Annotated in this window: 22 protein-coding genes and 1 pseudogene; 9 read left to right on the top strand and 14 right to left on the bottom strand. The window is 64.2% G+C overall.

The window, feature by feature from the left end; translation table 11 throughout:
* Positions 1 to 233 precede the first annotated feature (233 nt).
* Together egtB and egtD are read left to right on the top strand one after the other, a co-directional pair.
* Positions 234 to 1,532, top strand: coding sequence for an ergothioneine biosynthesis protein EgtB (gene egtB / locus AX729_RS11280; protein WP_061022960.1), 1,299 nt, complete (start codon positions 234 to 236; stop codon positions 1,530 to 1,532).
* A 50-nt stretch (positions 1,533 to 1,582) separates the two neighbouring features.
* Positions 1,583 to 2,554: an L-histidine N(alpha)-methyltransferase gene (gene egtD / locus AX729_RS11275; RefSeq protein WP_061023118.1), complete on the top strand. Its 972-nt coding sequence runs from the start codon at positions 1,583 to 1,585 to the stop codon at positions 2,552 to 2,554.
* 9 nt (positions 2,555 to 2,563) lie between these two features.
* Here egtD and AX729_RS11270 read toward each other — a convergent pair whose 3' ends face one another.
* A complete protein-coding gene (locus tag AX729_RS11270; protein ID WP_061022957.1) occupies positions 2,564 to 3,757 on the bottom strand; it encodes a low temperature requirement protein A in 1,194 nt (397 codons plus the stop codon).
* A 23-nt stretch (positions 3,758 to 3,780) separates the two neighbouring features.
* Positions 3,781 to 4,017, bottom strand: a complete 237-nt coding sequence (locus AX729_RS11265) for a BolA family protein (RefSeq protein ID WP_011088461.1) — start codon at positions 4,015 to 4,017, stop codon at positions 3,781 to 3,783.
* A 180-nt stretch (positions 4,018 to 4,197) separates the two neighbouring features.
* Here AX729_RS11265 and AX729_RS11260 point away from each other — a divergent pair, with 180 nt between their 5' ends.
* Positions 4,198 to 4,557 (top strand): DUF427 domain-containing protein, encoded by a 360-nt coding sequence (locus AX729_RS11260; RefSeq protein ID WP_061022955.1) that lies wholly within the window; start codon positions 4,198 to 4,200, stop codon positions 4,555 to 4,557.
* Positions 4,558 to 4,674: 117 nt separating this feature from the next.
* Here the strand turns inward: AX729_RS11260 and AX729_RS11255 are convergent, their stop codons facing one another.
* Entirely contained in the window at positions 4,675 to 4,848 is a 174-nt protein-coding gene (locus AX729_RS11255) for a DUF1328 domain-containing protein (RefSeq protein WP_035707576.1), read from the bottom strand.
* Positions 4,849 to 5,004: 156 nt separating this feature from the next.
* Between AX729_RS11255 and AX729_RS11250 the strand changes: the two genes are divergently transcribed.
* On the top strand, positions 5,005 to 6,192 hold the full coding sequence (locus AX729_RS11250) for an acyltransferase family protein (RefSeq protein WP_156456875.1): 1,188 nt from the start codon (positions 5,005 to 5,007) through the stop codon (positions 6,190 to 6,192).
* A 120-nt stretch (positions 6,193 to 6,312) separates the two neighbouring features.
* On the opposite strand, the pseudogene purL reads toward AX729_RS11250, so the two are convergent.
* Positions 6,313 to 8,552 (bottom strand): annotated as a pseudogene (gene purL, locus AX729_RS11245) (phosphoribosylformylglycinamidine synthase subunit PurL).
* 184 nt (positions 8,553 to 8,736) lie between these two features.
* On the opposite strand from purL, the gene AX729_RS11240 reads away from it, so the two are divergent.
* Together AX729_RS11240 and AX729_RS11235 are read left to right on the top strand one after the other, a co-directional pair.
* Positions 8,737 to 9,216: a PaaI family thioesterase gene (locus AX729_RS11240; RefSeq protein ID WP_061022953.1), complete on the top strand. Its 480-nt coding sequence runs from the start codon at positions 8,737 to 8,739 to the stop codon at positions 9,214 to 9,216.
* 74 nt (positions 9,217 to 9,290) lie between these two features.
* The gene (locus AX729_RS11235) at positions 9,291 to 10,256 is read left to right on the top strand and encodes a DMT family transporter (RefSeq protein ID WP_061022951.1); all 966 of its coding nucleotides are present in this window, start codon (positions 9,291 to 9,293) and stop codon (positions 10,254 to 10,256) included.
* 90 nt (positions 10,257 to 10,346) lie between these two features.
* Here AX729_RS11235 and AX729_RS11230 read toward each other — a convergent pair whose 3' ends face one another.
* The 3 genes from AX729_RS11230 to purQ all read right to left on the bottom strand — a co-directional run bounded on the left by AX729_RS11230 (position 10,347) and on the right by purQ (position 12,937).
* Positions 10,347 to 11,084, bottom strand: coding sequence for a tetratricopeptide repeat protein (locus AX729_RS11230; protein WP_061022950.1), 738 nt, complete (start codon positions 11,082 to 11,084; stop codon positions 10,347 to 10,349).
* Between the two features lie 180 nt (positions 11,085 to 11,264).
* Entirely contained in the window at positions 11,265 to 12,239 is a 975-nt protein-coding gene (locus AX729_RS11225) for a tripartite tricarboxylate transporter substrate binding protein BugD (RefSeq protein ID WP_061022948.1), read from the bottom strand.
* Positions 12,236 to 12,937, bottom strand: coding sequence for a phosphoribosylformylglycinamidine synthase subunit PurQ (purQ, locus tag AX729_RS11220; RefSeq protein WP_061022947.1), 702 nt, complete (start codon positions 12,935 to 12,937; stop codon positions 12,236 to 12,238). Before purQ ends, AX729_RS11225 begins: the two co-directional genes overlap by 4 nt.
* A 167-nt stretch (positions 12,938 to 13,104) precedes the next feature.
* On the opposite strand from purQ, the gene AX729_RS11215 reads away from it, so the two are divergent.
* Positions 13,105 to 14,121: a magnesium and cobalt transport protein CorA gene (locus AX729_RS11215; RefSeq protein ID WP_061022944.1), complete on the top strand. Its 1,017-nt coding sequence runs from the start codon at positions 13,105 to 13,107 to the stop codon at positions 14,119 to 14,121.
* A gap of 102 nt (positions 14,122 to 14,223) precedes the next feature.
* On the opposite strand, the gene purS is transcribed toward AX729_RS11215, so the two are convergent.
* Both purS and purC read right to left on the bottom strand, forming a co-directional pair.
* Positions 14,224 to 14,466: a phosphoribosylformylglycinamidine synthase subunit PurS gene (gene purS, locus AX729_RS11210; protein WP_061022943.1), complete on the bottom strand. Its 243-nt coding sequence runs from the start codon at positions 14,464 to 14,466 to the stop codon at positions 14,224 to 14,226.
* Positions 14,467 to 14,479: 13 nt separating this feature from the next.
* On the bottom strand, positions 14,480 to 15,247 hold the full coding sequence (gene purC / locus AX729_RS11205) for a phosphoribosylaminoimidazolesuccinocarboxamide synthase (protein WP_173015815.1): 768 nt from the start codon (positions 15,245 to 15,247) through the stop codon (positions 14,480 to 14,482).
* Positions 15,248 to 15,568: 321 nt separating this feature from the next.
* Between purC and AX729_RS11200 the strand changes: the two genes are divergently transcribed.
* Entirely contained in the window at positions 15,569 to 15,892 is a 324-nt protein-coding gene (locus AX729_RS11200) for a DUF1476 domain-containing protein (protein ID WP_061022941.1), read from the top strand.
* A gap of 16 nt (positions 15,893 to 15,908) precedes the next feature.
* Here AX729_RS11200 and AX729_RS41110 read toward each other — a convergent pair whose 3' ends face one another.
* From AX729_RS41110 to AX729_RS11175, 5 genes are all read right to left on the bottom strand, one after another.
* Complete coding sequence (locus AX729_RS41110) at positions 15,909 to 16,298, bottom strand: hypothetical protein (protein WP_061022940.1); 390 nt, start codon at positions 16,296 to 16,298, stop codon at positions 15,909 to 15,911.
* A gap of 112 nt (positions 16,299 to 16,410) precedes the next feature.
* Positions 16,411 to 16,899 carry a cyanase gene (gene cynS, locus AX729_RS11190; RefSeq protein ID WP_061022938.1) on the bottom strand — a complete coding sequence of 163 codons (489 nt, stop codon included), beginning with the start codon at positions 16,897 to 16,899 and terminating at the stop codon, positions 16,411 to 16,413.
* Positions 16,900 to 16,916: 17 nt separating this feature from the next.
* Entirely contained in the window at positions 16,917 to 17,840 is a 924-nt protein-coding gene (locus AX729_RS11185; RefSeq protein ID WP_061022937.1) for an ABC transporter ATP-binding protein, read from the bottom strand.
* 5 nt (positions 17,841 to 17,845) lie between these two features.
* Positions 17,846 to 18,685 carry a nitrate ABC transporter permease gene (gene ntrB, locus AX729_RS11180; RefSeq protein ID WP_061022935.1) on the bottom strand — a complete coding sequence of 280 codons (840 nt, stop codon included), beginning with the start codon at positions 18,683 to 18,685 and terminating at the stop codon, positions 17,846 to 17,848.
* A 9-nt stretch (positions 18,686 to 18,694) separates the two neighbouring features.
* On the bottom strand, positions 18,695 to 20,077 hold the full coding sequence (locus AX729_RS11175; protein ID WP_061022932.1) for a CmpA/NrtA family ABC transporter substrate-binding protein: 1,383 nt from the start codon (positions 20,075 to 20,077) through the stop codon (positions 18,695 to 18,697).
* Between the two features lie 159 nt (positions 20,078 to 20,236).
* On the opposite strand from AX729_RS11175, the gene AX729_RS11170 reads away from it, so the two are divergent.
* Complete coding sequence (locus AX729_RS11170) at positions 20,237 to 22,183, top strand: sigma 54-interacting transcriptional regulator (RefSeq protein WP_061022929.1); 1,947 nt, start codon at positions 20,237 to 20,239, stop codon at positions 22,181 to 22,183.
* Positions 22,184 to 22,300: the final 117 nt, after the last annotated feature.

Below are 22,300 nucleotides of genomic sequence, written 5' to 3'. Positions count from 1 at the left end.
GTGTCCTTCTGGGGCTGAGCCCTCAACGATCCCTCGGGCCGGCTCAGCCGATTTAACCCGATACCTGCCCATATATGTAGCCCAAACCGTTGTGCATCCAAAGTAAAATGGCGGCGACACGCCACACGGGCGCAACTGGAGCCCACCAGGTCCATAGGCTGACGACATCAATATCATCGCCGGAGAGGACTTTCATACCGTAACGGAGCCCCTATCTAGGACGAACCCTGGTCGTGGAACCGGCTGAGGCGAACAACGTTCTCTTGTCCTGTCTGGAGAAAAACGTGACGAAACCAGCCTCCGCTACGGCCGCCCCCCAGCTTTCGTCGCCGTCCTTCGACCGGGGCGACCTCGCCCGGCGGCTGGAAGAGGCGTTTCTCACCGTCCGCAACGAGACCGAGCGGCGGGCGGCGCCGCTGTCGCCGGAGGACCAGCAGATCCAGTCGATGCCCGATGCGAGCCCGGCGAAATGGCATCGGGCGCATACCACCTGGTTCTGGGAGCAATTCCTGCTCGGCGAGCACTGTCCGGGCTACCGGCCCTTCCATCCCGATTTCGCGTTTCTGTTCAACTCGTATTACGTCAGCGCCGGCCCGCGCCATGCCCGCAACCATCGCGGCGACATCACCCGGCCCGGTGCCGACGAGGTCGGCGCATATCGCAAATACGTCGATGCCGCCGTCGTCACATTCTTCCGCGAGGCCGAGGCAGGCAAGCTCCAGGCCTTGGCGCCGCTGGTCGAGGTCGGGCTCAATCACGAGCAGCAGCATCAGGAATTGATGTTCACGGACATCCTGCACGCCTTTGCGCAGAACCCGGTCTACCCCGCGTACGACCCCAACTGGCGCTTCCCAACCGCCACGCGCAGGGGCGAAGACTGGCTGCAACTCAACGAGGGCATCCACACCGTCGGCCACGTCGACGACAGTTTCCATTTCGACAACGAGAAACCGGCGCATCGCGCCCTCGTCGGTCCGGTCAAGCTCGCCCGCAATCTGGTGACCAACGCCGAATGGCTCGCCTTCATGCAGGATGGCGGCTATCGGACTGCAACGCTGTGGCTGATGGACGGCTTTGCCGCCGCCGGCAAGGAAGACTGGCAGGCCCCGGGGCATTGGCGCGAGGTCGATGGCGCATGGCATGTGATGACGCTCGCCGGCCTCAAGCCGGTCGATCCCAACGCGCCTGTCTGCCACGTCAGCTATTACGAAGCCGACGCCTTCGCGCGCTGGGCCGGAAAACACCTGCCGACCGAGATGGAATGGGAGGTCGCCGCACGCGCGGGTCAGCTCAACGACGCCTTCGGCATCGTCTGGCAATGGACCCGCTCTTCTTATTCGCCCTACCCCGGTTATCGCGCCATCGAAGGGGCGCTCGGCGAATACAACGGCAAGTTCATGGTCAATCAATTGGTGCTGCGCGGCTCCTCGCTTGCAACTCCCGAGGGCCACAGCCGTATTACCTATCGTAATTTCTTCTATCCGCACCACCGCTGGCAATTCACGGGGCTGCGGCTCGCCGACTACGAGTAGAAATCATCCGACGACAAATGCGCGCCGGACAGCGCGTTCAGGAGAGTATCATGAATGTGCACGCCAGCGCCTTGGCCGAAGCCCATCTTCCCGACGAGCAAACCACCGCCTTCGCCCGCGAGGCCATCGAGGACCTCTCGCGGCAGCCGAAGAAGCTGTCGCCGAAATATTTCTACGATGCGACCGGGTCGGAGCTGTTCGAGGCGATCACCCGGCTGCCGGAATATTATCCGACGCGCACCGAACTTGCGATCCTGAAAGAGCGCGGCGGCGAGATCGCGAAGATCATTCCGGAGCACGCGGCCCTGGTCGAGTTCGGCGCCGGCGCGACCACGAAGGTTCGCCTGCTGCTGGGTCATTGCAAGTTCGCGGCCTATGTCCCCGTCGACATCTCCGGGGACTTCCTGAAGGCGCAGGCGAACGGGCTGAAGCGGGATTTCCCCTCGCTCGGCATCTATCCGGTCGCAGCCGACTTCACGACGCCGTTCGAGCTGCCCAGGCAGGTCGCGTCCATGCCCAAGGTCGGCTTTTTTCCCGGCTCGACCATCGGCAATTTCGAGCCGCAGGAAGCGCAGGCTTTCCTGAAGAGCGCCCGCAAGATCCTCGGCAAGGGCGCGCAGATGATCATCGGCGCCGACCTCGAGAAAGAAGAGCGCGTGCTGCACGACGCCTATAACGATGCCGCCGGCGTCACCGCGCGCTTCAACCTCAATGTGCTGGTGCGGATCAACCGCGAGCTCGGCGGCAATTTCGACCTGTCCGCCTTCACCCACCGCGCGATCTACAATCGCGAGCGGCACCGCATCGAGATGCACCTGATCAGCAGGAAGAGCCAGACCGTGCGGCTGCTCGGCACCAGCTTCTCGTTCAAGCCGGGCGAGAGCATTCACACCGAGAACAGCTACAAATACAGCCTCGAGCGCTTCGCCGCGCTGGCGCAGGGCGCCGGCTGGCGCGTGCGGGAGAGCTGGACGGACGCGGCAAAGATGTTCTCGGTGCATGCGCTGGAGGTTGCGGAGTAGCGCCGGGGTTCAATGCCCCGCCTGCTCTTCCGGCTGAGATCCCAGCGACACCGACTCCCAGACCGCCACCACGATCATGATCGCGGTCGTCGCGACCGACAGCCAGAGCGGCGAGAGGTCGGCGGCAAACCACCACAGCGCCAGCAGCAGCATGATGCCGATGCCATGCGAGAGCTGGAGGAAGCCGCGGATCGCATGCTTGAACAGGATGGTGCCGACCAAGAACACCAGGGGCCCGCCGATCGTGCTCACGACCGTGCGCATGTCGGAGTGTCCGGCCGGATGCTTCAGCACCAGTTCGTCCGACACCGCCGTCAGGATGATGCCAGCGACGATCGGCGTGTGCAGATAGGTGTATGCGAGCCGGGCCAGCCGGCCGGATTCGGCGGACTTCGAGATGCGCTCGGAGCCGGCCTCGGCGCCCTTGTGAAAATAGATCCACCACATCGCGATGGCGCCGACCAGCGCCGAGACGAAGGCCAGGATATTGCTCGCGGTCCACTCCAGTTCAGCGAAGGTCGCGCCGTTGACCACGATGGCCTCGCCGAGCGCGATGATGACGAACAGCGAGCAGCGCTCGGCCATGTGCGCGCCTTCGACGGCCCAGGCCTCGACCGAAGAGAAGCCCAGCTTCGGGACCCAGAACCGCACCGCCGGCGAGATGTACTCCCAGCTCACCGCCGCGATCCACAGCCATAGCCGCGTATCTCCCTCGGACAGACCGCCTGCGATCCACAAGACCGCGGAAACCGAGAGCCAGGTCAGGATACGGATCGCGTTGTGCCGCACCGCGGTTTGGTGATGCGGGGTCGCGAACAGCCAGAACGCGGTACGTCCGACCTGCATGGTCGCGTAGGCAATTGCAAACCAGAGGCCACGCCCCTCGAACGCAGTGGGGATCGTGGTCGACAGCACGAGGCCGCCCAGCATCATCGCAAAGAGCAGGATGCGGACCGGCGTCAGGTCGGGATTGAGCCAGTTGGTGACCCAGGCAGTGAAGACCCAAACCCACCACACCGCCAGAAACAGCACCAGGACGTGCACCGCGCCGAGCGGCGTGAAATGGTGCAGCAGCGTGTGCGAGATCTGCGTGACGGCGAAGACGAAGACGAGGTCGAAGAACAGCTCGGCATAGGTGACGCGGCTGTGCTGGTTCGGACCGGTGACGCGAAACATCGCGCCGCGTGGATTGTCCGCAGCCATCGTCGCCCCCCGTCGCGCTTGGATCAGGTGCCGGGTACCCCGGTTTGCAGGGCAAGCGCGTGCAGCACGCCGCCCATCTGGCCGCGCAGCGACTGGTAGACGATCTGGTGCTGCTGGACGCGGGACTTGCCGCGGAAGGATTCCGAGATCACGGTCGCGGCATAGTGGTCGCCGTCGCCGGCGAGGTCACGGATGGTCACCTCGGCATCGGGGATCGCCGCCTTGATCATCGCCTCGATATCGTGGGCGTCCATGGGCATTCGGGTCGTGCTCCTTCTCTAGGCGTTCGAATCGCTGCCGGGGTCCCCTCGCCGGCAGGCCCAAACTTAGCGTGAACGGCCTTCTAGGTCACGCCTTCCGGCACTATATCCATGATCCCATCAGGATAAAGGCACGACAAAGTGCCGCGCGCGGCAGATTGATCGAAAAGGCGTGAAATCATGAAGCTTCCAGGGCCCGACCACCCCATCACCATCACCCCAAATCCCCGGCGCGTTCGTGTGACCGCGGGCGACATCGTGATCGCCGAGACCGAAAAGGCGCTGACCTTGAAGGAAGCCAGATATCCGGCGGTGCAATATGTGCCACGGGAGGACACCAACATGGCCCTGCTGGAGCGCACCGACCGTGTCACCCACTGCCCTTACAAGGGGGACGCGAGCTATTACAGCGTCAAGGCCGACGGCAAGACGCTGGACAACGCGATCTGGAGCTATGAGACCCCCTTCCCCGCGATGGCGGAGATTTCCGGCCGTCTCGCCTTCTATCCGGACAAGGTGAAGATCGAGGAAGTGGGGTAGTCTTGGATGCGTCATTCCGGGGCGATGCGAAGCATCGAACCCGGAATCCCGATATTCTTAGATGCGCAATTGCGCACCATCGTTCGGTCCTGCGGAGCGCCGGAATGGGTACTGCAACTACGCCCTGAAGATCGTGAGCCCCAGTACCAGCAGCACCAGGAAGATCACCACGAAGACGTAGAACAGGAAACGGGCGATGTCGGCGGAGGCGGCCGAAATGCCGGTGAAGCCGAGCACGCCGGCCACGATCGAGACCAGGAGGAAGATCAGCGCCCATTTCAGGATCGTCATCGCCAGCTCCAAACTGCCGCTTTCGTGCGGCCCTCGCCATCCGGCGGATGCCAACGTGGTTGCGCGGAACTGGTTCCTAGAGGTAGTCCGGGGCCCTTGCTGAATCAGGTTCCCGGCGGCAGAGTCCGGCCGAGACAGAAAGTGTGGGCGGCCACGATGACGATGTCACATTCAGCGACGATCGGCGCAGAAGTGCATGCCGCGCCGCAGAGCAAGGTGCGCAATTTGGCGATTGATCGCGCCCGCACCTTCCTGACCCTGGTGGTGCTGCTGCATCACGCGGTGATCCCCTATACTTATTTTGGTCATACCGATCCGACCTATTTCTTCGGCTTCGACATGATCGTGCTCGCCACCGACAGTTTCTTCATGGCGATGTTCTTCTTCCTGTCGGGGTTGTTCGCCTGGTCCGGCATCGCCCGGAAGGGAGTCCGGAGCTACATGGCAGATCGCCTGCTTCGGCTTGGCCTACCGTTCGCGATCTGCGCCCTTACGGTCATTCCGCTCGCCTACTACGCGATCTCCCTGCGGCAGCATCCCGAGATCGGGTTTGCGGAATTCTGGTGGAATATGGTCACGAAGGGCCCGTGGCCTAGCGGGCCGATCTGGTTCCTGTGGGTCTTGTTCGGCTTCGACCTGGTGGCCTGCCTGATGTACCGGCTGTCACCCAATCTGCTCGATCCCATCAATCGCCTCTCGCTGCATGGTCGCCGCCGGCCCGCCGTGTTCTTCGCGGTCATGCTGGCGGTCACGGCGGCGTTCTACATTCCCGGGCGGGTTCACTTCGGACCGAGCAACTGGTTCGAGTTCGGGCCGTTCTCGGTCCAGCACGGGCGCGTGATGCTGTATGCGACTTACTTCTTTTTCGGTGCCGGCATCGGCGTTGCGCAAATGGATCGCGGGCTGCTAGCTGTCGACGGCCGCATGGCGAAGGTCAGCTGGGACTGGATGGTGCTGGCGATCGTTCCGTATTGCCTCTTGTGGGTGCTGATCTTCATCAAGCGCGAAATACTGGGCAACCCGTCGCCTTTGCCGGACTGGTATGAAGCGCTCTATGCCATCTTCTTCACTGTCTTCAGCGTGGCCATCATGTTTCTGATCTTGGCCTTCTTTCAGAGATTCAAGCAATCAGGCTCGGCCAGGCTGCTCGATCCAATGCAGGGCGACGCGTTCGGCATGTTCCTGGTGCACTATCCGATCGCGCTGTGGCTGCAATACTGGCTGTTCGACTATGACCTGCCGGCGATCGTCAAGGCCACGATCGGGTTTGTGCTGACTGTCGCGGCGAGCTGGGCGCTGACGCGAGCGTTGCGGCAGATCCCGGGGGCATCGAAAGTGTTGTGAGGCGCGGTCTCTCCACTCGTCATTGCGAGCGCAGCGAAGCAATCCAGAATCCCTCCGCGGAGGTAGTCTGGATTGCCTCGTCGCTTTGCTCCTCGCAATGACGACGTGTGTGGCAGCGCCTTACGCCGCCTTGCCGCCCATATAGTCCGGCAGCCACCGCTCGAACGATGCCCGCAAGCTGTCGATCGCAACCGGCGCCTCGCCCGCGATGGCAATTGCGTCCCCGCCGGTCGTGCCGATACGCACGCAGGGCACCTCGCAGCCGCGCATCTTGGCGAGCACGCGGCCTGCCTCCGCTTCCGGCACGGTGACGAGATAGCGCGCCTGATCCTCGCCGAACCAGTAGGCTTGCGGCACCAGCGCAGTCGGCGCCGCCAGCAGCTTGGCACCGATGCCGCTCGCCATCGCCATCTCGGCGAGCGCGATCAGGAGGCCGCCGTCGGAGAGGTCGTGCACGGCGGTCGCAGTGCCCGCATGGATCATGCCGCGCACGCAATCGCCGTTGCGCTTCTCGGCGGCGAGATCGACCGGCGGCGGTGCGCCCTCCTCGCGGCCGCAGATGTCGCGCAGGTAGACGGACTGGCCGAGCCAGCCGTGAGTCTCGCCGATCAAGAGGATCGCCTCGCCTTCGGCCTTGAAGGCGAGCGAAGCTGACTTGGTGAAATCGTCGAGCAGGCCGACGCCGCCGATCGAGGGCGTCGGCAGGATCGCGCGGCCGTTGGTCTCGTTGTAGAGGGACACGTTGCCCGAGACGACCGGGAAATCCAGCGTACGGCAGGCTTCGGAGATGCCCTTCAGGCAGCCGACGAACTGGCCCATGATCTCCGGCCGCTCGGGATTGCCGAAATTGAGGTTGTCGGTGATCGCGAGCGGCCGGAGATCATGGGCCAGATCGCGAGCGGCTTGCCGCCGACGGCGGTGATGTTGCGCCAGGCTTCCGCCACCGCCTGCTTGCCGCCTTCGAACGGATCGGCCTCGCAATAGCGCGGCGTAACGTCGACGGTCAGCGCCAGGCCCTTCGGCCCGTCCTGCACGCGCACCACGGCGGCATCGCCGCCGGGGCGCTGCATGGTGTTGCCGAGGATGACGTGGTCGTACTGCTCCCAGACCCAGCGCTTGCTGCACATATCCGGCGTGCCGATCAACTTCTCCAGCGCAGCGCCGAGGCCCATCGGCGCCGGCACATCTCGCGCGTGCACGACCGGCAGCGCCGCGGATGGGACATGCGGGCGGTCATAGAGCGGCGCCTCGTCGCCGAGCTCCTTGATCGGCAGGTCGGCCATGACGTCACCGCCATGCTTGACCACGAAACGCTTGCTCGGCGTGGTGTAGCCGACCACCGCGAAGTCGAGTCCCCACTTCCGGAAGATCGCCTCGGCTTCCTGCTCCTTCTCGGGCTTGAGCACCATGAGCATGCGCTCCTGGCTCTCCGAGAGCATCATCTCGTAGGCGCTCATGCCGGTCTCGCGGGTCGGCACCGCGTCGAGATCGAGGTCGACGCCGAGGTCGCCCTTGGCGCCCATCTCCACCGCCGAACAGGTCAGGCCCGCCGCGCCCATGTCCTGGATGGCGATGACGCAGCCCTTTTCCATGATCTCGAGGCAGGCCTCCAGCAGCAGCTTCTCGGCGAAGGGATCGCCGACCTGCACGGTCGGGCGCTTCTCCTCGGACTTGTCGTCGAACTCGGCCGACGCCATCGAGGCGCCGTGGATGCCGTCGCGCCCCGTCTTGGAGCCGAGATAAACGATCGGCATGTTCACGCCGGAGGCGGCCGCATAGAAAATCTTGTCGGTGTCCGCGAGGCCCACAGCCATCGCGTTGACGAGGATGTTGCCGTCATAGCGGGTGTGAAAGCGCACCTGGCCGCCAACCGTCGGCACGCCGAAGGAATTGCCGTAGCCGCCGACGCCCGCCACGACGCCGGAGACGAGATGCCGCGTCTTCGGGTGCTCGGGAGCGCCGAAGCTGAGCGCATTGAGGCAGGCGATGGGACGTGCGCCCATGGTGAAGACGTCACGCAGGATACCACCGACGCCGGTGGTCGCGCCCTGATACGGCTCGATATAGCTCGGGTGGTTGTGGCTCTCCATCTTGAAGACCACGGCCTGGCCGTCGCCGATGTCGATCACGCCGGCATTTTCGCCGGGGCCCTGGATCACCCAGGGCGCCTTGGTCGGCAGGCCGCGCAGATGGATGCGCGAGGACTTGTACGAGCAGTGCTCGTTCCACATCGCCGAGAAGATGCCGAGTTCGGTGAAGGTCGGCTCCCGCCCGATCAGCTTCAGGATGCGCTCATACTCGTCGGGCTTGAGCCCGTGGGCGGCAACCAGTTCGGGGGTGATCTTGGGTTCGTTCTTCATGGATTCGGGGCTTTCGGCGGCGGTTGGCCGTTCTTAGGAACATCGGGCGGCTTGGAAAAGCCCTTTATGGCGCATTTTCCCGCTGTCCCACGTTTTGCGCCGGGGACCCCGCGGGAACAGGAATTGCACTGCGCGAACGGATCGGATTTAAGGACTCAACACCCGCAATTGAAGGCCTATTTCCTTGCACGAATTGACCAAATCACCCCCGCCGCGCCGCCCGGACCTCCACGTTGCCACCGAGGGAGAATTTCAGGGCTGGCGGACCTGGATTCGCGACAGTTTTGAGTCCCATGTCGGCCCCTTCTGGCACCGGATCGAGGCGGACGGCAGCGTCCGCTGCGCCTTCCGGGTCGAGAAAAAGCACCTCAACGGCTCCGGCAACGTCCACGGCGGCTGCTTCATGGCGTTTGCCGACTATTGCCTGTTCGCAATCGCCACCCACGAGCTGGACGGACCGGCGGTGACGACCAATTTTGCCTGCGATTTTCTCGACGCGGCCCGCGAGGGCGAGCTGGTCGAATGCGTCGGCGAAGTGTCTCGCGCCGGCGGCTCGCTGATCTTCCTGCGCGGGAGGCTGACATCCGGCGGACGGCCGCTGTTCACCTTCTCCGGTACGATCAAGCGGGTGAAGCGGAAACCGGCACCACAGCCAAACGCATAGCTCGACCGCTTCCCTTTTCGTGCCCCCTCGCCCACAGTTGGCCGAGCGCTCGTGCGCCGGGGAGCAGGAACAAGGTGCCGCAGAGCACATCGAAGGCGGGTCGCGCGGCGGCATCCGCATCAACGCCGTTGCCGTCCATGCCCGCCACCGGCGCGCGCAGCTGGCGCGACTACGCCTTGTTGCTCGCGCTGGCTTGCTGCTGGAGCTCCACCTATCCGCTGGCGAAGCTGGCGTTGGATACGATCCCTCCCATCACCTTCATCTCTGCGCGCTCGCTGATCGCGGCCGCCTTCCTGTTCGCAATCCTGTGGATGCGCGGCGTCAGGATCCCGACCGACGCAAAAGCCTGGAAACTGTTCGCGACCCAGCAATTGATCAACTCGACCTTCCCGTTCCTGATCATCACCTGGTCGCAGCAATATGTGCCCGCGTCGAACACGGTCGTGCTGGCCTCGACGACGCCGATCTTCGCGTTCCTGATCACCTCGCTGATCACGCGGCACGAGCCGGCAACGCTGCTCAAGCTCGCCGGCGCGATCCTCGGACTTGCCGGGACCATCGTTATCGTCGGCCTCGATGCGCTGCGCGGCTTCGAAAGCGAGATCGTGGCGGAGATCGCGATCCTGCTCGCCACCATCTCCTTTGCCTGCGCGACGATCTTTGGCCTCAGGCTGTCGGACTACGACCCGATGGTGGTCGCGGCCGGCTCGCTGCTGTTCGGCGGCATGATCCTGCTGCCGCCCTCGCTGCTGATCGACCAGCCCTGGACGCTGCACCCGACGCCGACCGCGATCGTCGCCACCATCGTCATGGGCATCGTCTCCAGTGCGCTGGGGTTGATGCTGTTCTATGTCTGCCTCGGCAGGCTCGGCACGCTGACGACGAACGCGCAGGGCTATTTGCGCATTCCGATCGGCGTTGGCCTCTCCGTGCTGCTGCTCGGCGAAAGCGTGCCGTCGAATTTGGCGCTGGGCCTGCTGCTCGTGATGGCCGGTGTCGCCGCGATGACGGTGCCCGCGGAGCGGCTGAAATTGCGATGAAGCTGGATGAGCCTTGCTTGAATCGGTCCGGGCCCAGCACACGGATCACCTCTCCCGCAGGCGGAAGAGGGAGCCGAGTCCGGCCACCGCTCACGTCGAGAGCTGCTTCTCCGCGATCGACAGCCACTCGGCCTGAGTCTTGCGCAGATATTTCGGCGCGCGGCGCATCTGGATCAGCAACTCGTTGAAGACCATCCGCGCCTCGGCACTGCGGCCGACCGTTTGCAGCAGCAGACCGTAGCGCACCCGTGCTTCGGCGCCGGGAAAATAGCTGGAGAGAGCGTGATATTCCTCGAGCGCCTCGTCGAGACGCCCGACCTCGGTGAGAGCGCGGGCATACAGGAGATGCGCGTCGGCGGAATCGAAATCCGGCCATTGCTTCTGGAGATCATCGAGCGTCGCGAGCGCATCGGCGGGGCGCTTGGCGGCAAACTCGGTCTGCGCCTTGCGGAGCGCATAGGCGGGATCGTGGCCCATAGGCAGCTTCAGGATGTGATCATAATGCGCTTCCGCTTCGGTGAACCGGCCGATATTTGCGCACTCCTCCGCCAGCGCCGCGCGATTGGCGATGGTGTCGGCGCCGGTCAACCGGTCGGACAACTCGCGATAGCGCTTCTCGGGATCGAGGCGATTGGCGACACGCTGGCGCGCCTGGCGCGCGCCGGGGCTGGAGAACCATTCGGGAATGAGCTCGACCGCGATATAGGCCAGCGCCCCCATCAGAGGCACCATCAGGATGATGAAGGCCCAGGGCCGCAACCGTCCGGTCCGCGAGGCGTGATAGATCAGACTGATATCGAGCAGCAGAACGACCAAAGCGACGGGCATGTGACATCCACGAGCACAACGAAAGCGTCGGCCTCCTGATATCGCAGCTGAAGCGATGAAACAACTTTGAGTTGCCATCACCCGCTGAAATCAGCGAACCCGCACGCCGCGCCTTGACGGCGACGAGGAGTCAGTCGTCCCAAACGCGATGCGGGTTCATGGGATTGCAGCCGAATGCATCTACTGCTTGGCGTCGTCCGCCAGCATCTTCCGGTACTTTTCGACGTCGCGGGTCACGAGCTTCTGCAGCACCTCGGGCGTATGCTCGTCGGGATCGGGCGCAACGGTCGAGAGGTCGGCGAAGCGCTTCTTCACCGCGTCGGTTTCCACAGCCGTGCGCGCGGCGGCATTCAGCTTGGCGATGATTGCCGGCGGCGTGCCCTTGGGCGCGAACAGGCCGTTCCAGCCCTGCGCCTCGAATTCGGGCAGGCCCGCTTCAGCAGAGGTCGGCAGATCCGGCAGCGTGGCGAGCCGCGCGGTCGAGCCGACCACCAGACCCTTCACCAGCTTCTCGTTGATCGACTGCGAGACAGAGGCCGCCGCATCGCAGACGCCGTCGATCTGGCTGCCGACGGCATCGGTCAGCGCAGGCGCGGCGCCGCGATAGCCGACCAGTGTCGCGTCGATCCCGGCAGCGGTCACGAAGCTCTTGCAGATCAAATAGTTCGAGGAGCCGACGCCGGCATGGCCGAGATTGATCTTGCCCGGGTTGGCCTTGGCGTAGGCGATGAATTCCTTGAGGTCCTTGGTCGGAAAGTCCTTGCGCAGAGCGATGATGCCGAACGTCTTCGCCACCATGGCGATCGGCACGAAGGATTCAGGCGTGAACGGCAGTTTTGGATAGATCGTGTAGGCCGCGGCATTGGTGCCGGCATTGCCAATCGCGATGGTGTAACCGTCGGGCTCGGCCCGGGAGGCCCGCGCCAGCGCGGTCGAGCCGCCGGCGCCGGCAACGTTCTCGATCACGATGGTCTGGCCGAGGGCGATGCCCATCTGCTCGGCAACCGCACGCGCGATCACGTCCGAGGTGCCGCCGGCCGCGAACGGCACGATCATGGTGATCGGGCGTTTGGGGAAGTCCTGCGCGAATGCGGCCGTCGCGATCACAATGACGGCGACGGCGGCGGACAGCCGCTTCAGCACGGACGAGATCACGCAGCCTTTTCCAGGTGCTGGACGAGGCCGGCGAACAGGCCGCGGCCGTCGGTGCAGCCCATGATGTCTTCGACGTGGTTTTCCGGATGCGGCATCATGCCGAGCACGTTGCCACCGTCGTTGACGATGCCGGCGATGGAGTGCGCCGCGCCGTTGATGTTGTGGCTCTCGTCGACCACGCCGTCAGCCGAGCAGTAGCGATAGAGCACCCGCCCCTCGCCTTCGAGCCGCTTGATGGTCTCTTCGTCCGCCTCGTAGTTGCCCTCACCGTGGGCGACGGGCACGCGGATCACCTGCCCGGCATTGTAGCCACGGGTGAACGGCGTATCGGAGCGCTCGACGCGCAGATGCACGTCCTTGCAGATGAATTTCAGCCGCGCGTTGCGCATCAGGACGCCGGGCAGCAGGCCCGACTCGCAGAGGATCTGGAAACCGTTGCAGACGCCGAGCACGAGGCCGCCCTTGCCCGCATAGTCGCGCACCGCATCCATTACCGGGGCGCGCGCCGCGATCGCGCCGCAGCGCAGGTAATCGCCGTAGGAAAAGCCGCCCGGCACCACCACGAGATCGGTCCCCGCAGGCAGCGACGTTTCGGCGTGCCACACCATCGCGGGCTCGCTGCCCGAGATCAGCCTCAACGCACGCGCCATGTCGCGCTCGCGGTTGATTCCGGGAAAGACGAGGATGGCGGCTTTCATGGCAGAGGTTCCGATGGAGCTGGGAATCGGGGTTGGCCAACGGGCCAATTCGTGAAGAGACATAACCATTTGACGGGGATTTTACCAGTGCTAGCCTCAGCAGAGGGCCTTGTACACAGGCCATCGTCGCACGCAGTCTGGCCGATCGATCGCCTGGGATTGAAGCCATGAATGTCCCGTCGCTGCCCACATCCCCCGCCGAACCGGTGTCCACCGAGGGGGTCGTTGCCGCCGGCGCCTATGTCGATGGCCGGCGCGTCGCCAACATCGCCATCAGCGAGGCCTCGAGCTGGCGGGCCAAGCCCGGCCACGTGGTCTGGATCGGCCTGCACGAGCCGGACATGACGCTGCTCGGCGCGGTGCAGAAGCAGTTCGACCTGCACGAGCTCGCGATCGAGGACGCCAACCACGCCCATCAGCGGCCCAAGATCGAGCAATATGGCGAGGCCCTGTTCATCGTCGCGCGCACGGCGCAACTGATCGAGGGCCGGATCGCCTTTGGCGAGACGCACATCTTCATCGGCGAAGGCTATCTGGTCTCGGTGCGCCACGGCGCCTCGACGTCCTACACACCGGTACGCGAACGCTGCGAGAGCTGCCCGCGGGCGCTCGCGCGCGGCGAGGATTACATCCTCTACGCCATTCTCGATTTCATCGTCGACAATTACTCGCCCGTGCTCGAGAGCATCCACGACGAGGTCGAGGGCATCGAGGACGACGTGCTCTCCAAGCCGCTCAGCAAGGCGCAGATCGAGCGGCTCTACATGCTGCGCCGCGACCTGCTGCGGCTCAGGACCGCGATCGGCCCGCTGGTGGAGGTCTGCCGCCGGCTCGAGCATGACGAGCTGGCGATGGTGCGGCAGGCCATGCAGCCGCTGTTCCGCGACGTCACCGACCACGTCCGCAACATCCAGGAACGCATCGATTCCATGCGCGAGGTGCTAGCGTTCGCCTTCGAGGCGAGCCTGCTAGTCGGCCAGGCCCAGGAGACGGCGGTCTCCAAGAAGCTCGCCTCGTGGCTCGCGATCATCGCCATCCCGACCGCGCTCGCCGGCATCTACGGCATGAACTTCAAGCACATGCCGGAGCTGGAATGGGAGTACGGCTATTACATGCTGCTCGGCGTGATGCTGACGGCATGCGGCTCGCTGTACTGGCGTTTTCGGCGGGTGGGTTGGCTGTGAGCATTGCCTTGTAGCCCGGATGGAGCGAAGCGCAATCCGGGACAGTGCCACCGCGGATCGACCCGGATTTCGCTTCGCTCCATCCGGGCTACGAGCGCAGGCCTAGCTGATCAGCTCGACCCGATAATTCTCGATCACGGTGTTCGCCAGCAGCTTGTCGGCGGCCTCCTTCAGCGCGGCTTCGGCCTTGGCCTTGTCGGCGCCGGCGAGTTCGATGTCGAACACCTTGCCCTGGCGGACGCTGGCGACGCCGTCGACGCCGAGCGACTTCAGCGCGCCTTCGATGGCCTTGCCTTGCGGATCGAGGATGCCCGTCTTCAAGGTAACGGTGACACGTGCCTTCACGTCCAAACCTCTCTCAGCTCTTCACCAGCACCGGGCCGGAGCCCTGCGGACGCTCGTTCTCCATGAGAATGCCGAGACGCTTTGCGACCTCGGTATAGGCCTCGAGCAGGCCGCCGAGATCCCTGCGGAAGCGATCCTTGTCGAGCTTCTCGTTCGACTTGATGTCCCACAGACGGCAGCTATCCGGCGAGATCTCGTCGGCGACGATGATGCGCATCATCTCGTTCTCGAACAGGCGCCCGCACTCCATCTTGAAGTCGACGAGGCGGATGCCGATGCCGAGGAAGAGACCTGTGAGGAAATCGTTGACGCGGATGGCGAGCGCCATGATGTCGTCGATCTCCTGCGGCGTGGCCCAGCCGAAGGCGGTGATGTGCTCTTCCGACACCATGGGGTCGTTGAGCTGGTCGTTCTTGTAGTAGAATTCGATGATCGAGCGAGGCAGCTGCGTGCCCTCCTCGATGCCGAGGCGCTGCGACAGCGAGCCGGCGGCGACGTTCCGCACCACCACCTCGAGCGGCACGATCTCGACCTCGCGAATCAACTGCTCGCGCATGTTGAGGCGGCGGATGAAATGGGTCGGCACCCCGATGTCGTTGAGGTGCTGAAACAGGTACTCCGAGATCCGGTTGTTGAGGACTCCCTTGCCCTCGATCACCTGATGCTTCTTCGCATTGAACGCGGTGGCGTCGTCCTTGAAGTGCTGAATCAGGGTACCGGGCTCGGGGCCTTCGTAAAGAACCTTTGCCTTGCCTTCATAAATGCGACGCCGACGGCTCATGGGGATGTACCGTGTTTTGTTGAAATCCATGAATTTGGTGTGCTCCGGTTGACTAGGACTACGACCCACAGCGGAGCTGCCGTGAACAGCTCGAAACCCATTCATAAACCCTTGGAAACAGAACGGGAACCAAGCCTTAGGCAACCTATCCGATTGGCAGTCCGAGCACAATCGATCCGGCCGTCCGGCGCCAACTTATACCGTCTTGCCTGCGGCTTAACGGCCCGTTGTTTTGCCGATTCGTGCTATCTATGTAGGCATGCAGCCGGGTCGCCGCAACGGAAGGCTCCCGCGCCATTCAGCAGGGGATTTGGAACAGGTATGAGCGAGTTCGACAAGCGCCAGGAAGGCTTCGAGAAGAAGTTTGCCCTCGACGAGGAGCAGAAATTCAAGGCAGAGGCCCGCCGCAACCGGCTGCTCGGCCTTTGGGCAGCCGAAAAGCTCGGCATTACCGGTGACGCCGCCACCGCCTATGCCAAGGAGGTGGTCGCGTCCGATTTCGAGGAGGCCGGCGATGCGGACGTCCTGCGCAAGATCATGGGCGATTTCGCCGCCAAGAACGTCGCCGTCACCGAGCAGGCGATTCGTGCCAGGATGAGCGAACTGCTCGCAGTGGCGGCTGCCGAGGTGAAGGCGGGGAAGTAAACCCCGCCCTTTGCTTCTATTTCAGCGTGATCTGAAAAGACATCGAGCCGCTGATATTGAAGCCCTCCGTTTGTTGGGGTCCGAATTGCCGGTTGATGTTGGTGTTGACCGACTCCATCCGGCAATCGCGGGCAAGCACCTCGCGCAGGAGATCGCATTCGCGCGCGGCCATGTCGTAGACCGTGCGCCGTGCGCGCTCCCGCAATTTCTGGGCCTCCTCGCTGTCCCCGGTCGGACCGGCGACAAAGAAGTTGATCGACGTCTGCACGCGGACCGATCCTTCCTGCCGTGAAGCACTACCGCCCTGCTCGACCATGACGCGCTGGCCAACTGACTGAGCCATGGCGGCGGTGGTCACGATCAATAGACCAATGCCTGCCGAAACAAGGAGCGAGCTGACTTTCATTGCATTGCCTGTGGTTGAAGTGACGCTCCGTTGCTAGCTCTCAGAGGTTGCGATCAGGCAAACTCTGGATCGCAAACAGCGTTGCGTCGCTTCACCACCGGTTAACCGCTCCTCACTCCTCCTTGAAGCCGTATTCCGGCACGTTGCCGCTGGCGCCGTAATATTTGTACGGCAGGAACTTGCCGCTCATCGTGATCTTGACGCGGTCGCCCTTCGGGTTGGCGACGCGTTCGATGCCCATGTCGAAGTCGATCGCCGACATGATGCCGTCGCCGAACTCTTCCTCGATCAGCGCCTTCCAGGCCGGACCGTTCACCATCACCATCTCGTAGAAGCGATAGATCAGCGGATCGGTCGGCGGCATCGGCGTGCCGGTACCGCGCATCGGCACCTCGTTGAGCATCGCAACTTCCGCCTTCGACAGGCCGAACAGCTCGCCGGCATTGGCAGCCTGCGGCTTGGTCAGCTTCATCTGGCCCATGATCGCGCCGACGATCAGCACTTCGGAATAGCCGCCGATCCTCTCGCAGATGTGCTTCCAGCTCCAGCCCTTCTCGCGCTTGATGTCGAGCAGCTTCTCGGTGAGGTCTTCGCGTTTCATGTCGGGGTCTCCTTGGGTTAGGCACTCAATCCGGGGCTGGTCCCGGGCATCCAGGTCTGCCGCGGCTCGTCGCTGCCGGCCGCGATCGTCAGTCCGGGCTTGCCGATCTGCACCACCGGCACGTTGCGCGGATCGTGATCGGGCTTTTCCGTGTTGAAGGTCTTGCTGCGCGTCACCAGGAAATCGATGATGTGATTGCGCAAGGCATAGTAGAGCGGATGGCGGTGCAGATCGGTGCGGCCGCGGTCGCGCGGCAGCGGATTCTCGACGACCTCGGCCAGCACCGCGCCCGGGCCGTTGGTCATCAGGAAAATCTTGTCGGCGAGATAGATCGCCTCGTCGACGTCATGGGTGATCATGAACGCGGTCTGCCCGGTCTCGAGGCAGATGCGCCGCACCTCGTCCTGGAGCGTGCCGCGCGTCAGCGCATCCAGCGCCGAGAACGGCTCGTCCATCAACATCATCTTCGGCGTGATCGACAGCGCCCGCGCGATGCCGACGCGCTGCTTCATGCCGCCCGACAGTTCCGAGGGGCGCTTGTGCTCGGAGCCGGTGAGACCGACGAGATCGATGAAGGTCTGCGCATGCGCCTTCACCTTGGCGCGATCCCAGCTTCGCCATTTCGAGCTGACGGCGTAAGCGACATTGCCGAGCACGGTGCGCCAGGGCAGAAGCGCGTGGCTCTGGAAGATGACGGCGCGGTCGAGGCTGGTGCCCGAGATCGCCTGCCCGTCGACGATGACGGCGCCCTCGCTCGGCGCATCGAGGCCGGCGAGAATGTTGAGCACCGTGGTCTTTCCGCAGCCGGAATGGCCGATCACACAAGCGAATTCGCCGCGCGCCATGGACAGCCACAAATTCTCGAACACGGTCGTCGTCGCGCCGCCCGTACCGGGATAACGCTTGGCGATGCCTTCGATGGAGACGAATTTGTCGGTCACTTGCCCTACTCCGGAAACGTGACCATGCGCGTGAAGCGCGCGAGGATCTGGTCGAGCAGCATGCCGACGACCCCGATCAGCAGGATCGCGATGATGACGTTGGTGATCGACAAATTATTCCACTCGTTCCAGACGAAATAGCCGATGCCTGTGCCGCCGACGAGCATCTCGGCGGCGACGATCACCAGCCAGGCGATGCCGATCGAGATGCGCATGCCGGTCAGGATCGTCGGCGCCGCCGCCGGCAGGATCACCGTGAAGGCGCGCCTGACGGTCCCCACTTCGAGCGTGCGCGCGACGTTGATCCATTCCTTGCGCACGCTCGCAACGCCGAAGACGGTGTTGAGCAGCATCGGCCAGATCGAGCAGATGAAGATGACGAAGATCGCCGAAACCGAGGAATCCTTGATGGTGTAGAGCGCGAGCGGCATCCAGGCCAGCGGCGAGATCGGCTTCAGCACCTGGATGAAGGGATCGAGCGCCTTGCTGAGCAGCGGCGACATGCCGATCAGGAAGCCGAGCGGGATCGCGACCAGCACGGCGAGCAGATAGCCGGTGCCGACCCGCGCGATGGAATAGCCGAGCTGGATGCCGAGCCCCTTGTCGTTCGGACCGTTGTCGTAGAACGGCCGCTTCAGATGATCCCAGAGCTTGGCGCCGACGTCGAGCGGCCCGGGCATCGCCGATTTGCCCTGCGTCGCGGTCAAACCCATCAGCTTGGCGTATTCCGGACTCATCGTGGCAACCGGGGCCGTCGAGCGCGTGGCGAGATGCCAGACGCCGAGGAACGCGGCGAGCAGCACGATGGAGACGAGGCCGGCGCGGAGGCGGAGAGAGGTGGTCATCTCCTCACCTCACGACGCCTTCCTGATCTTGAAGCTCGCGACGTAATCCTCCGGCTTGGCCGGATCGAACGTCTTGCCCATCACCGCGAAGGATTTGTAGCTGCTCGCAGGCGGCGACAGCCCCATCTCGGTCATCAGCTTCTTGGTGTCGGTGGCGAGGTACACCTGCTCGGCGATCGCCTTGTAATCGACCTCGCCCTTGATCTGGCCCCAGCGCTTCATCTGCGTCAGCATCCACACCGCGAAGGACTGCCAGGGGAACGGATCGAAATCGACCCGCTTGGGATCGGTCTTCACCCCGCCGAGGCCGTCGGCATAGGTGCCGGTCAGAACCTGCTCCAGCACCGTGACCGGCGCGTTGATGTAATTGGCCGGCGCGATGGCTTCGGCGATCTGCTTGCGATTCTCCGCCTTCGACGCGTAGGCGGTGGCATCGACGATGGCCCGCGTCAGCGCCGCGAAGCTGTTCGGCGCTGTCGTGATGAACTCCTTGCTGGCGGCGAAGCTGCAGCAGGGATGGCCGTCCCAGATCTCCTTGGACAGCAGATGCATGAAGCCGACGCCGTCATAGATCGCGCGCTGGCAGATGTTGTCCGGCGCGAGGAAGCCGTCGATGTTGTCGGCGCGGAGATTGGCGACCATCTCCGGCGGCGGCACCGAGCGCAGCTGCACGTCGGTATCGGGATCGATGCCGTGCTCGGCGAGATAATACCGCAGCAGGTAATTGTGCATGGAATAGTCGAAGGGGATCGCGAACTTCAGGCCCTTCCAGTCCTTCGGATCGCGCTTGTCCTTGTGCTTGGTCGCCAGCACGATGCCCTGCCCGTTGATGTTCTCGATCGCGGGAACGGCGAACGGGATGGCGTTGGCACCCAGGCCCAGCGAGATCGCAATCGGCATCGGCGCCAGCATGTGTGCGGCGTCGTATTCCTTGTTGATGGTCTTGTCGCGGATCACCGCCCAGCCGGCGGTCTTGACCACTTCGACATTGAGGCCGTGCTTGGAATAGAAACCCATCGGCGCCGCCATGATGATCGGCGTCGCGCATGTGATCGGAATGAAGCCGACCTTGAGGTCCTTCTTCTCGGGCGCGCCGGCCTGCGCGAACACCTCGGTTGCAGTCTGCAGCGGGAAGAACTGCGACAGTGCCGCAAGCGCAGTCGAAGCGCCGACCGACTTGAGGAACGCGCGCCGCGCCATGTCCTGCGGAAACATCGCGCGCATCACTGCGGAGGCGACGACGTCCTCGTAGCGCTTCTCCTCGCTCTCGACGGGGGCACAACGCAATGCCGCGGCCGATTGCTCGTGTTCGGCGGCGGAACGATGCTGGCCGCAGGCACAGCCGGCCTGCAGGCGTCGATCTGGATCAAACGGGTTGTCGAACGTGGACATCGGACCTCCTGCGCGTCATCGCAGGAGGAATTACGCAAGGAGCATGCCACCCCTTCGGCTCAGGCCAGCATGTTGATGACTCAAAGATTTCGCTGCGGCTTGGTGACTACGAAAACTCGTGATATACGAAAATTCGTAGTCGAATAACGAGATTTCGTAATGGCAACGACGCCAACGCTGGGCCCCGGCGAAGCGGCCCAAGACCTCGATTTGCGTGCCGCGGTCTTCGAATCCTCCATCGAGGCGACGCTGCTGGTCGATCCCTACGGCGACCAGATCATCGACGCCAATCCGGCCGCCTGCGCGCTGCTCGGCTACGACCGCGCGCTGCTCCGGCAGACCAGGGCCAGCATCCTTCACGCCGGCCAGCTTCCGGCGCTGACCGTCTTCACCCAGGCGGTGATGCACAAGGGCGCGTACTGGACCACCGCACTGACCCCGCGGCACGCCACGGGCGAGACTCTGCAGGTCGAATATTCGGGCTGCCTCGTCAGCCATGACGACCGCACCCTGCTGCTGCTCACCCTGACCGACCTCGAAGCGCGCCGCCGCCGCAACGTCGATGCCGCTGCCGAAGACCACATGCGCAGCGGCATCTCGACCTGGCAGCGGGTCGAGCGCGTGTTCCAGGACATCGAGCGCGAGAACCAGTTGATCCTGCGCGCCGCCGGCGAAGGCATCTATGGCGTCAACGCCGAAGGCAAGACCACCTTCGTGAACCCGGCAGCCGAACGCATGCTCGGCTGGACCGCGGAAGAGCTGGTCGGCAAGGAAATCCACCCGATCGTCCACCACACCCATCACGACGGCCGGCACTATCACAACCATGATTGCCCGATCTATGCGGCGTTCCGCGACGGCGCGGTGCACCAGGTCGACGGCGAGGTGTTCTGGCGCAAGGACGGCTCGCCGGCCTGGGTGGAATACACCTCCACTCCCATCCGCGACCGCGGTGTCGTGGTCGGCGCGGTGGTCGTGTTTCGCGACGTCAGCCAGCGGCGCGAGGCCGACGAGAAGCTGCACGCGGCGCTTGCCGAAGTCGACCGTCTGCGCGAGCGGCTCGAGCTGGAGAACGCCTATCTCCAGGAGGAAATCCGCATCGAGACCAATCCCCGCGGCATCATCGGCCAGAGCGAGGCCATCCAGAAGACGCTGCGCCAGGTCAAGCTGGTGGCGCCGACCACGGCGGCGGTAATGATCACCGGCGAATCCGGCACGGGCAAGGAGCTGATCGCGCGCGCCATCCACGAGGATTCCACCCGCAGCGACCGGCCGCTGATCCGCGTCAACTGCGCCGCGATCCCGCGCGAATTGTTCGAGAGCGAGTTCTTCGGCCATGTCCGCGGCGCCTTCACCGGCGCGACGCGCGACCGCATCGGCCGCTTCGAGCTCGCTGACGGCGGCACGCTGTTCCTCGACGAGGTCGGGGAGATCCCGCTCGAGCTGCAGGGCAAGCTGCTGCGCGTGTTGCAGGAAGGCCATTTCGAGCGCGTCGGCCAGGAGCGCACGCGCGCGGTCGATGTCCGCGTCATCGCCGCGACCAATCGCGACCTCAAGCAGGAAGTGCAGCGCGGCCGTTTCCGCGAGGACCTCTATTTTCGCCTCAACGTGTTTCCGATCGAGACCGTCCCCTTGCGCGAACGGCGCGAGGACATCCCCCTGCTCGCCCAGCATTTCCTGACGCGCGAGGGCAAGGCGCTGAAGTCGAACCTGCGTCTGTCCGAGGGCGATGCGCGGCGGCTGACCCGCTACGACTGGCCCGGCAACGTCCGCGAATTGCAGAATGTGATCGAGCGCGCTGCGATCCTGTCCCAGAACGGCCGTCTGCGCATCGATCTGCCTGACGTTTCCGGCGCACAAGTTCTGACCGGCGCCGCGCGCCCGAAGGCCGACGCCCGCCCGGCGATCATGACCTCATCCGAGATGCGCGATCACGAGCGCGCCAACATTCTCGCCGCACTCGAGGCCTGCGCGGGAAAGGTCTTTGGTCCCGGCGGCGCGGCCGAGATGCTCGATCTCAAGCCGACCACACTGGCCTCGCGGATCAAGGCGCTGGGGATTGCGCCTCGTCCGCAAGCGGCCCATCCTTCGAGACGCCCGCTTTAGGCGGGCTCCTCAGGATGAGGACGGAGCGTGCGGCAGCAGTATCAGCGTGCACTGATACCGCGTAGCCTCATCCTGAGGAGACCGCGAAGCGGTCGTCTCGAAGGACGAGGCGTGCGC

It is taken from the genome of Bradyrhizobium sp. CCH5-F6 (assembly GCF_001556045.1).
Lineage (GTDB): Bacteria > Pseudomonadota > Alphaproteobacteria > Rhizobiales > Xanthobacteraceae > Bradyrhizobium.
This window is presented reverse-complemented; position numbering and strand designations above follow the sequence as displayed.